The sequence below is a fragment of the Myxococcus vastator genome (assembly GCF_010894475.1).
In the GTDB taxonomy this organism is placed as follows: Bacteria; Myxococcota; Myxococcia; order Myxococcales; family Myxococcaceae; genus Myxococcus; species Myxococcus vastator.
Map to the genome: position 1 here is coordinate 1 of NZ_JAAIYB010000287.1, position 11011 is coordinate 11011.

Consider the following 11011-nt stretch of genomic DNA (forward strand, 5'->3'; position numbering starts at 1 on the left):
GCCCCATGCCGCCCCAGAGTTCCCGCTCCCGAAGCGCCAGCGCCTCCGAGCCCCCCGCGACGTAGGCATGGCCATACAGTGCGCGCCACCAGAAGCGCAGGTGCCCGCGCACGGTGGGGACGCGGATGATGTCCACGGAGGGGAGCTCCGCGCCGCGCGCCACAGGCCCTCCGCCCAGGATGGGCGTGACAGTCTTCAGCGCCAACGTGAAGGACTCCAGCCTCGGTGCCGAGGCGGAGCGCCGCCGCAAGTGGCTGGCTTCGGTTGAAGAAGGTTCAGGCAGGTCCAGCGAGGGCATGACGACCCCTTGGCAAGAGAGAGAACACCACCGCGTGCGCGTGACCTGAGGACATGGCGAAAGCCACGCGGCGCCTTCAGTGAATGCAGCTACCGAGCGTCCGTGCCCGGCGCTTCGATGAGGTCCGGGAACTTGTCGAAGAGGCGCTCGAACAGCAGCCGCACTCGCTCGCGAAGGTCCTCACGAGGCGACATCTCCCAGTCGCGGAGCGTCGTGAGCAGGTCCTCCACCCAAGCCCTGTCATTATCCAGACGCACCAGCCGGTGTCGGAAGTAGAGCGCCAACATCACCGGCTCACTCACGTCCCCCAGCTTGAGCTGGATGCGCCGCTGAGCGTAGGTCTCGTGAGGGTCCCTGAAGGAAGGCAGGCCCACGAGTTCCACCGTCACGCGCTCCAGTTCCTCCCGCACCTCCCTGTCCGGTGAGGCCACCGCGAGCACCGAGAGCCGGCAGACATGGAAGAGCCAGATGAGGTAGCGTCGCAGCCTGCGCTCAGCCAGATCCAGCACCGGTCGCTCGGGCTCGAAGACCCGCAGCATCTCCAACGAATTCCAGACGATGGACTCAAGCGTCTTCAGCTCGCCTACGCTCGCCACGGCGCCGCCATGCATGGCCTTGCGCCACGCCAGCGCCACCTCGACTCCTACAGCGTCCGCGTCGTAGTCGGCCGCCTCCAGGACCAATCCAACCCAACCAATGCCCCGGTAGTTGTAGGAAGTCAGCCCGCCCTGCCGGACATGGAAGGCTTCATGGATGAGAAACAAGCGCAGGCACTCGTTCCAGTCCTCGCGGGTTTCCAGGCGCTCCCGCAGCGCGCCGAGGCCCAGCAGCAAGTCCCAGCCGAACTTCCACTTCCCGCCATGGTGGCGGAAGAGCGGCGTGTCGGTGACAGCAGGCTCCTCGTCGATTTCACTCCGCAGATAGCTGCGGCTCCCCAGGTGCTGAACCAAGGGCTCCTGCTCCGGCGCCCGAAGCCATGAGACCAGCTCCCCATGAACCCGTCGTACCTCGTTGAGGATTCGCGTGGCCTTGAGCAAGTCATCTGAGGAGGGGTTCCTCCGCGCGACGACACGCTGCGCGCGGATGACGTGAACCTCGTCGTAGCGCTTGTGGTCTTCGCTGAGTTGCAGGAGCACGAGGGGGTGCTGGGTGGTGGCATTGACCGCCGAGCCAAGGGCCGCGGCCAGACTCCCGGGGGCGTCCATGGCCAGGAACACGGACTCCGCTCCCTCCAGGTTCTGATGGAGGGAGTCCAGCACTGCCCGAAACTGCGCCACGGCCCGCGCGGCCTGCGCGGGCTCCTTCAGCGCCGAAGACGCAGGGCCGTCCAGGGGGCGGAGGCAGACCGTCGCCAGGATGGAGGACTCGGGCAGCCATGACGCAACCTTCGACAAGACGTTGTCTCGAATGTCCCGCGACACTTCGATGATGAGCACAACGGGCCCCTTGCCGCCCTGACGGCGGTCGGGGAGTCCTTCAACCTGGAAGTAATCTCCGGGCGTAGGAGCCGTCGCGCGGTCATGGCCCAGCGACCAGGTGCCGTCCTGCGCCTGTTGATACACATGGAGGTGGCGGCGAGGCAGCAGCGCGCCCAAGCCCAACATGAGCGTCAGTGGTGCACATCCGAAGATGTGGACAGGGAGCGGATCAATGCCCAGTTCCATCTCCCGTTTGCGCAGCGCTTCCACGAAGCGCGCCTGTTCATGGAATGCCTCGGGCCACTCGTTCGCGGGCAGGCGGCGCACCGACCGGAGCGGGTCATACGGATGAAGCACGACGGAGGCCACGTCGCGGTCGCCCTCGAACCCGCATCGAATCAGCGTGTTCCGCGCGGCATCATCGGCAATCTCCCTGTCCTGCTCGTAGCGCACGATGAGCGCGCGCGTCCTCGGGTTGATGGGGATGTCCTCGCTCCGCATGTCCTCTCCTGGAAGGGGCCTCACAAGAGAGGACGCGAAAATGCGCGAGAGCCCATCGCGGCGCCGTTCACTTTCCAGGCGCCCAGCCGCGTCAGCGGTACCGGTACGCCTCGCCAAAGAGCTTCCGGAGCCGCTTGTGCGCCTCCTCCGGGCGCGCGTCGCGCTCGCTCAGCGCCAGCCGCACCTCCCTGGCCGCGCCCTGGAGCATGTTCCGCGCCGCCATCCGCTGCCCTCCGGTCATCCGCGCATCCACGTCCTTGTCGAACCCGGCGGGGTCACGGACCGGCCGGTCCACGCGGCTCGCCAGGAAGGCGAAGAGCGTCTCGAGCCCCTCCAGGTAGCCCACGGGCGCCCGGGAGAACGCCTCGTAGCCCATCACCTCCAGATGGAATGACCCCAGGAGACGGCAGTCCTGCTCGCGCTTCCAGTGCTTCACCGCCTTGATGAGCGGCTTGAGCTTCTTGCCCGCCCGCTCGTTCGCCGCGGTGCTCAGCTCCTTGTGGATGCGCGGGTTGGTGCGAATCCACTGTCCCGAGTTCCGCTCAGGGATGAGGAAGTGGTCCTGAGAGGGGTGCTGGTAGGCGGGGACCACATCGAACTCGATGCCAGTCCCGCTGAACCCCAGGTGCACCGAGTGCTGCTGGAGGATGGCGAGCTCCTTGTTCGGCCAGGCGGCGTGGAGCGCCTGACGCACCCGCTTGAGCGCCGCATCGGGCGTCTCCGGCGATGTGGACGTGGCCCGCCCCACCACCGTGAAGATGTCGACGTCATGCAGCGGTCGGATGGCGGTGCTCCGGCTGTAGGAACCCGACAGGAAGGACGTCTCACAGCCGGCGAGCCTCCGGCTCAGCTCCTCGCGAACCAGCGTGTGCTGCCTGCTGACCTCGCTCCGCTGTCCCTCCGTCAGCTCCAGCGAGCTGATGAACCGCTCCAATGCCTCACCTACGCTCCACATGGTGGCGCCTCCTGTTCCGTCTCCTCCAGAGGACGCCCCCAGCGCGGAAAAGGCATCGCGACCGGCGTGATTTCCCAGTGGGCGCGGCGCGCTCAGCCCGGACCGGCGGTCAGCGCGAGCACCTCCGCCAGCGGAGGACGCCGCCCGGGCACCTTGTCGAGCATCCGCGCGACCATCTCCACGGTGGCGCGGGGCGCGCTGGCCTCCAGCCACTGGATGGGCGGAGGGTCCACCACATGCCGGAACATCAGCTCGTGCTCGGCCTCTCCTGAGAAAGGGAGCGCACCCGCCAGCATCTGGAACCAGAGGATGCCCAGGGCATAGACGTCCACCTCGGGTCCCACCCGCTTGGCGTTCACCCACTGCTCTGGCGCCATGTAGTGCCGGCTCCCCAACATGGCCTCCTCCGCGGTCGACAGCGGCAATGCGGAGTCCACGCCCGAGGCTTCAGCGACCCGCTTGGCGAGCCCAAGGTCCGCGAGCCGGACGTCCAGCGCGCCGGGCCTGTCACAGGCGAGGAGCACGTTCGCCGGCTTCAAGTCCCGGTGAATCCACCCTCGCGCGTGAAGCAGGGACAGCGCCTCCGCGAGCTGGTGCACGACCCGCGCGCAGTCAGGGACCTCGAAGCGGCCTCCCGCGCCAGCCAGCCCCTGCTCCAGGTCTCGCGGCAGCCACTCCAGGACCAGGTAGGGGTGCCGCGCGTCAATGACGCCAAAGGCCAGCGCGCGCACCAGGTGGGCGTGTCTCAAGTCGAGGAGCGACCGCGCCTCCTGGAGGAAGCGCGCCACCAGCTCCGCGTGAACGCCCCACCGGGCCGCGAGCACCTTGATGGCGACCTGCCCGCCCTGGGCGTCGCGGCCTTCGTAGACGTCGCTCGTCGCCCCCACCGCGACCCGGCGTTCGATGCGGTACTCCCCGGCCTGGGTCCCTGGTGGCAACATGGCGGGCGCGCCTCGCTCAAGGGCTGATGGCGGGCGTGTACGGACGCAGCCGCGTCACGAAGTCCAGGACCTCGCGCAGTGAACCTGCGCAGCCCGGGTACTCCGCGATGAAGGCCTCCTGGTCCAGCGGCGCTCCCGCGTCCCGTCGGCGGAAATACGCCTCCAGCGCGGCGCTCACCTCGGCTTCATCCTGGAGCGGCCCCCCGTCCTCCCGCATCCGCCGCCGCAATGTGCTCATGCCCCGCTGAAGCAGCGACGACACGGCGGCATGCGACTTCTTCATCTGTTGCGCGGCCTCCTCGACGGTGAACTCCCTCAACCAACAAAGCGAGAAGGCCTCGCTCTGCTCCTGCGGCAGGTGCGCGAGCATTGACAGCAGCCTCCGCCATTCTTCTCGCCGGGCGGTGAACTGGCTGGGTGTCCGCTCGTCGGAGGGAATGGCCTCGACCTCCTCCGCGCCGGAGGCCCTCCCTCCGGGGACGTGCTTCGCCTCGCGAGCCTCCGCGCGGACGACGTCCAGGGACTGCGTGAAGACGACCTGCTTGAGCCAGGCGATCCACTCGCCCTCCGACTGGCCACGGAAGGACGAGAGCTTCTCGAAGGCACGCAAGGCGGACTGCTGGAAGATGTCCGACGGACGCGTGGCCCCCTGGAGCCCCAACGCGGGGCTCTTGGCCGCGTGCCGCTCCAAGGCCTTCCAGCTCCTCCGGAACAACGCGTCCATCGCCGCATGCTCGCCGGCCCGCGCCCGCTGGAGCAACTCCTCGAACGACGCCTCATCATTGGATGGCGGAATCATCACGTCCCCCTCTCAACGGCTTCGCGTCTTCACAAGTGAGGGCCTGGAAGCGAACGTCCTCCGGGTCCTGCGCCAGGAATCGCCTCACCAGGGTACACCGTCCCTCACGGGATTCCGCGCGCGGGGCATCCAGACCCAGGGCGGCGGACACCTCCTCGTGCCCCTGAAGCGCGCGGGCCGCCATGAGGGCATAGCGCTTGTTGGGGGGCTCGCCATCCAGCAGCGCCTGTCCCAGCTTCTGTGCCTCCGCGTAGCGCGCCTCGGCCTCCCGGAGGCGACCCGCCGCCGCGTGGAGGCGCCCCTCCGCGACCAGGGCGCTCCCCAATGGCCAGAGGTAGAACACCTCACCGCCCCGGGCCGCGTGCGCGCTCCGCGAAAGCCGCAACGCGCGAGCCACCACCGCCTCGGCCTCCCCCAACGCGCCCTCCTCGATGGCCAACTCACCGCGCTGCGCCAGGACCACCGAGAGCAGCGCCTCGTCATAGGGGCGGCCGGTATTCTGGGCGTGCAGCGAAATTGCGCGGTCGAGGAGCGCCGCGGCCTCGCGGACGCGCCCCTCCGCCCACCGGAGCTCCGCGTGCTCGGACAGGCTCACCGCGAGGCTGCGCCGGACGTCGACGTCGTCGTCCCCAACCTGGAGCTGGGCCTCCATGTGCCGCAAGGAGGCCCGCAGGTGCGCATCCGCCCGCGCCCACTGCCCGCGCGCCATGGCGACCTTCCCCAGCTTGGAGTCATTGAGCGCGAGCTGCCATTGCAGGTCGTCGTCGGCGAGCCCCGCCACCCTCATCATGCGGCGGGCCTCGGAGAACCGACGCTCCGCATCGGAGAGGGAGCCGGCGTAGTAGGCAGCGTCCCCCATGCGGTGCGCGACGAGGACGGCCGCCAGCCGGACCTGGTGCTGGGCCTGCTCGTCCATCGACAACTCATTCAAGGACGCGTCCAACTGCGTGAGCATGGCCCGGCGGATGTCCAGCGTGTGCGCGCGCCGGCTCAGGTCCCAGTCTGCTTGCGCTGAGATGCCGTCGGCCACCTTGACGAGGCGCTGGAGGTTTTCCTGCGCGTGCCGCCGCTCCTGCTCGGCTCGAACCGCGTAGAAAAGGATGGCCAGGCCCGCGAGCGCCGCCAGCCCCATGAGGAGCCGCCGGGCACGGACGCGCTGGCGTGAGAGCCGCTCCGCCGCCCGGAGGAAGTCCTTCGCGCGGGGACTGAGGGCGGGGGTGTCCCAACGGCCCGGTGAGTCGAACCCGCGCCGGTAGTGCTCCAGCAACGTCCCGGTGGGGAGCCCCTCCAGCGGCCGGCGCGCCTGCTCCCAGGCATTCGCGACGCCCTCCAGGTCTGACTGCCGCTCCAGCACGACGCGCTCCTGCTCCAGCCAGGACACGAGCGACGGCACCCGGTGCAGCAGCGTCTCATGCACCAACTCCACGCGCTGGAGGGCCGGGTCGCGCTCCCCGGAGAGCACGATGAGTCGGAGCCCGGGCGGCTCCGCCGGGGACGGGCCCAGGGGGATTCCGGACAACCGGTGCAGCACCTCCTCGGCGAGGCTGTCGTTTCCCGACGCCGCGAGGACGTCCTTCCGGGAACGGGGCCGCCGGGTATCCGGCGTGCCGCGCCCCACCTGCACCAACTCCAGGAGGAGCCACTTCGCGCGCTGCTTGCCCTCCTCCCCCAGGCGCTCCAGCAGCGCCTCCGCGTCGAGGGCCAGCGCCCCACCGACGCCCCCCAGCCGCTCGTAGTGCTGGTGCGTCAGCGGAGCGCCACCGCTGAGCATCCACATGCGTTGCAACGTATGCCCCAGCAGCGGGAGTCGCCCGCCCTGGCTCCGGACATCCTGCACCATCCGCTCGGCGAGCCCCTCGCTGAGCCGCAGCCTCGCGCGGCCCGCCATCCCCTGGACGACCTGCGACAGGGCCTCATCACCCATGGGCAACAGCGGAAAGCGCGCCGCGGCGTGGAGGTGGTGCGGCAGCGAAGGCATCTGTTCGAGCCGGTGGATGAAGTCGCTGCGCAGGCTCGTGAAGAGCCGCAGCGGCGTCTCAGGCGCGGCCAGCGCGGCCGCGAGCAACGCGTCCATTGCCGTCAGCTCGGCGCTGCCCAACGTGAACAACTCCTCCATCGGCTCCAGGACCAGGAGGAGGCGGCACTCGCTGGGGGTATGCGCCGTGACGAAGTCGTGGAGCGCGACTGGCCCACTCCGGAGGGAGGCCTCGATACCATCGCGCGTCCCGGCGGCGCCGACGTCCGCATACGCGGCGGCGAGCGCCTCCGCGAGGTGACGGAGCGGCGTGTCCGAAGGTCGCATGGTGGCGATGCGCCATCGCGGCTCCGCCTTGGCGGACAGCGTCTTCAGCGCCGGCAGCAGCGCGGCCTGGATGAGTGAGGACTTCCCGACCCCGCTCGGCCCCTCCAGTTGCACCCAGCGCCGAGTGCCCAGACGCGCCTCCTCCAGACGCTCCAACAGCCCGCGCACCTCCACCTGCCGGCCGAAGAAGAGCTCCGCGTGCGCCTCCGTGAAGGGCGCGAGGCCGGGCACTGGACACTCGTCCGCATCCAGCGCCCAGGCGCGCTCGAACACGGCACGGCAACGCGTCATGTCGGGGCGCGCCGCGGGCTGCTTCTCCAGCATGTCCGCGATGAACGACGCGAGCCCGGTGGGCACGGCCGGCGCGAGCTGCTTCAAGGGCGGCGGCGGCTCACGCTGATGCGCGGCGATGACCAGCACCGGCTCCTCCGCGTCGAAGGGTGGGCGGCCCGCGAGCAGCTCGAAGAGGACCACGCCCAACGCGTAGACATCCGCGGCCCCATCCACCTTCGCGGCGCTCAGGAACTGCTCCGGGGCCATGTAACGGAACGTCCCGATGAGCGTGGCTTCGTGCGTGTGAACCTGCGTGGACAGCAGGTCCGCCTGTCCCTCCGGAACCTTGGCGATGCCGAAATCCAGCACCTTGACGCGATAGCCAGACGCCAGCGAGGCGTCCGGGCACAGGAAGAGGTTCTCTGGCTTCAAGTCCCGGTGGACGATGTTCTGCGCGTGGACGTCCACCATGGTGGCAGCCACCTGCGCGCAGAGGGCCAGCGCGGTTGCCATTGGGATGTTCGGCTGCGCTTGCATCCATTGCCGGAGCGACTGTCCCTGCAATTGCTCCATGGCCAGGTACACCGTGTCGCCGACACGATCACAGTGCAGGATACGGACGACGCCCGGGTGCTCGAGCAGGGCCAGCGCCCGGGCCTCCTGAAGGAAGCGTGCGACGCGCTGCGGGTCCTCCGCCGCGGAGGGAGACAGCACCTTCAAGGCCACCGGGTTGCCCACGCTCTCGTGGACGGCCGCGAAGACCTCCCCCATGCCACCGCTGCCGAGCAGGCGCAGCAGCCGATAGGGACCAAGCTGGGTTTGGACAGGCTGAGTCAAGACGTCGGAGCCTGCGCCACAGGGGCATTTTCAGTCCAGCCCTTGAATCGTCCAGGCCAGGGTCTTTCATACCCCGCCTGAACCCGAGGGGATACGCATGTCAGACCCTACCCTTAGGGTCTCAGCACTTCATGACCTCCGTCTTCGACCTCATCCTGCGCAGGCTGGTGCAAGGCCACCCCGAGCAACTCCTGCTGCTCCTCTTCGGTGGGCAGACACCGGCCTTCATCCGGATGGCGGACTCCAGCCTCCCGCAGTCCGAGCGGCGCGCGGACACCGTCTTGGTGGTGGAAGCCCATGGTGTGCGCTTCGCGGTGGACGTTGAAATCCAGGCCCAGGCGGACCCGCACTTTTCGGCGCGGCTGCTGGACTACACGGTCCGCATCCATCGCCGGGAGCGCCTGCCCGTGTTGCCGGTCGCCATCTACCTCACCCCCGAAGCCGAGGGCTCGCCACCTCCGTATGGCTTCGAGTGTCCCGGCCTCCGCGTCCTCACCTTCGACTTCCAGGTGGTTCGCCTCTGGGAGGTGGACTACCTTCAGCCTGCCTTGCAGGCGGCCACCGCCCTGCTTCCCCTTTCTGTCCTGGAATCTCGCGCGGGGCCTGAGCGAATCGCATGGGCCGAGTCCCGCATCCATCAGGCACCGAGCCTTTCGACAGAGGAGCGCCTAGACTTGCTCGTGGTACTCGGCACGCTGGCATCCCGCCGGTTCGGGCAGGACAGGCTCAGTCACTATTTGAGGGACATCATGATTGATTCACCGTTCTGGGAAGAGCAACGCGCACTGGAGAGAAGACGGGTCGAACTCCACGAGCGCGTCGAGACGCTGTTGACCTTCGCCAACGCACGCGGGATTCCCCAGCCACCCGATGTCGAGGAGCGTCTCTCCCACCTCGGCGCCGCGGCCCTGAAAGCCCTCGTCAACAAGGCCGTGACCACCCCGGACCTCGCGGCCACCGAGCTGCGCGCCGTCCTCACGGCGCCAAAGCACTGACCGCGCGCCCCTACTCCTTCACCGCGCCCGCCGTGAGCCCGGACACAATCCGCCGCTGGAACAGCACCGTGAGCGCCACCAGGGGCAGCGTGGCCACCACGGAGGCCGCGGCAATCTCACCCCACGGCTCGCGGTACTCGCTGGCGAACAGGCTGATGGCCACCGGCACGGTGCGCTTCTCCGGCGTGGAGAGGAACGTCAGCGCGTACAGGAACTCATTCCACGCGAAGATGAAGACGAGAATCGCCGTCGTCGCCAGCCCTGGCGCGGCCAAAGGCAGCAGCACCTGCCAGAAGGCCTGGAACGGCGTGCAGCCGTCCACGCGCGCGGCGCGGTAGAGCTCGTCGGGCAGCGCCCGGAAGAACGACGTCAGCACCCACAACGTCAGCGGCAACGCGAACGTTGCATACGGCAACGCGAGCCCCACCAGGCTGTCCCGCAGCCCCACCGTGCGCAGAATCAGGTACAGCGGGCTCACCGTGGCAATGGGCGGGAACATGCTCACCGCCAGCGCCGCGCTCAGCAGCAGCCCCTTGCCCCGGAACTCCAGCTTCGCCAGGGCGAACGCCGCCGCGGCCCCCACCGTGAGACAGAAGCCCGTGGTCAGCGCCGCCACCAGCAGCGAGTTCAACACCACGCGCAGGAAGGGCCGGCCCCACAGGACGCTCGCGTAGTTCTCCAGCGTCAGGTGCGACGGCCACGGCCGGGTCAGCTCGCCATCTGGCCACAGGCTCGTCAGCACCTGCCAGCAGAAGGGCCCCAGGAAGAAGGTCAGGAACGCCACCACCGCCAGCGCGGTGCCCAGCCCCGGCCGCTTCATCGCGCCGCCTCCTCACGCCCGAGCAGCCGCAGCCACACCGCCGCCAGCAACACCACGCACAAGAAGGTCGCCACCGACAGCGTGCTCCCGTACCCGAAGTCCCCCGAGCGCATCAGCGTCTTGTACGCGTAGATGCTCAGCGTCTCCGTCGTGTTCGCCGGCCCGCCCTCCGTCAGCACGTAGATGGCGTCGAACACCCGGAACGCATCCAGCGAACGGAACAGCAGCGCCAGCAGCAGCGCCGGCTTGAGCAGCGGCAGCGTGATGGACACGAAGGTCCGCCACGGCGAGGCCCCGTCCACCCGCGCCGCCTTGTACAAGTCCTCGGAGATGCCCTGCAGGCCCGCGAGCACCAGCAGCGCCACGAAGGGCGTCGTCTTCCACACGTCCACCAGGATGGCCGCGTGCAGCGCGTACCCCGGCGCGCCCAGCCAGTTGATGTCCTGCCCGGGCAGCAGCCGGTTGATGACGCCGTACTCCGGGTTGAACATCCACGCCCACAGCCGCGCGCTCACCACGGTGGGAATCGCCCACGGCACCAGCACCGACGCGCGCAACAGCCCCCTGCCCGGAAACGCCCGCTGGAGCAGCAGCGCCAGCGGCACCGCGAGCAACAGCTCCACCGTGACGGCGACGGCCGTGAAGTACGCCGTGTTCCCCAGCGCCGCCCAGAAGCGCGAGTCCCCCAGCAGGTAGGCGTAGTTCTCCAGCCCCGTGAAGCGCCGCTCGCCGAAGACGAGGATGAAGCGGTGCAGGCTCAGCCACACCGCGGCCAGGATGGGGTACAGCGCCACGCCGCCCAGCACCAGCACCGCCGGCGCCACCAGCAGGTACGCCTGCCGCCGCTCCCGCGCCATGCTCCCCCTGTCTCT

At 69.2% G+C, this 11011-nt stretch carries 9 protein-coding genes; 1 reads left to right on the forward strand and 8 read right to left on the reverse strand.

The window, feature by feature from the left end:
• The 6 genes from cmr1 to G4D87_RS24840 all read right to left on the reverse strand — a co-directional run.
• Window positions 1-298: type III-B CRISPR module RAMP protein Cmr1 (gene cmr1 / locus G4D87_RS24815; protein WP_163784693.1), on the reverse strand; the 298-nt coding region annotated here is incomplete at its 3' end.
• An 89-nt stretch (window positions 299-387) separates the two neighbouring features.
• On the reverse strand, window positions 388-2217 hold the full coding sequence (locus tag G4D87_RS24820; RefSeq protein ID WP_163784694.1) for an SAVED domain-containing protein: 1830 nt from the start codon (window positions 2215-2217) through the stop codon (window positions 388-390).
• A 91-nt stretch (window positions 2218-2308) separates the two neighbouring features.
• The gene (locus G4D87_RS24825; RefSeq protein WP_163784695.1) at window positions 2309-3172 is read right to left on the reverse strand and encodes a nucleotidyltransferase domain-containing protein; all 864 of its coding nucleotides are present in this window, start codon (window positions 3170-3172) and stop codon (window positions 2309-2311) included.
• Window positions 3173-3264: 92 nt separating this feature from the next.
• On the reverse strand, window positions 3265-4113 hold the full coding sequence (locus G4D87_RS24830; RefSeq protein ID WP_163784696.1) for a serine/threonine-protein kinase: 849 nt from the start codon (window positions 4111-4113) through the stop codon (window positions 3265-3267).
• Between the two features lie 16 nt (window positions 4114-4129).
• Window positions 4130-4912: an RNA polymerase sigma factor gene (locus G4D87_RS24835; RefSeq protein ID WP_163784697.1), complete on the reverse strand. Its 783-nt coding sequence runs from the start codon at window positions 4910-4912 to the stop codon at window positions 4130-4132.
• Window positions 4893-8324 (reverse strand): serine/threonine-protein kinase, encoded by a 3432-nt coding sequence (locus G4D87_RS24840; RefSeq protein ID WP_240358569.1) that lies wholly within the window; start codon window positions 8322-8324, stop codon window positions 4893-4895. The genes G4D87_RS24835 and G4D87_RS24840 overlap by 20 nt, the downstream gene beginning before the upstream one ends.
• 131 nt (window positions 8325-8455) lie before the next feature.
• Between G4D87_RS24840 and G4D87_RS24845 the strand changes: the two genes are divergently transcribed.
• Window positions 8456-9319: an RpnC/YadD family protein gene (locus tag G4D87_RS24845; RefSeq protein ID WP_205507710.1), complete on the forward strand. Its 864-nt coding sequence runs from the start codon at window positions 8456-8458 to the stop codon at window positions 9317-9319.
• Window positions 9320-9329: 10 nt separating this feature from the next.
• Here G4D87_RS24845 and G4D87_RS24850 read toward each other — a convergent pair whose 3' ends face one another.
• Window positions 9330-10139 carry a carbohydrate ABC transporter permease gene (locus G4D87_RS24850; RefSeq protein WP_163784698.1) on the reverse strand — a complete coding sequence of 270 codons (810 nt, stop codon included), beginning with the start codon at window positions 10137-10139 and terminating at the stop codon, window positions 9330-9332.
• Window positions 10136-11011 (reverse strand): carbohydrate ABC transporter permease (locus tag G4D87_RS24855; RefSeq protein WP_240358570.1); only part of this gene is annotated, 876 nt, incomplete at its 5' end. The genes G4D87_RS24850 and G4D87_RS24855, both read right to left, overlap by 4 nt.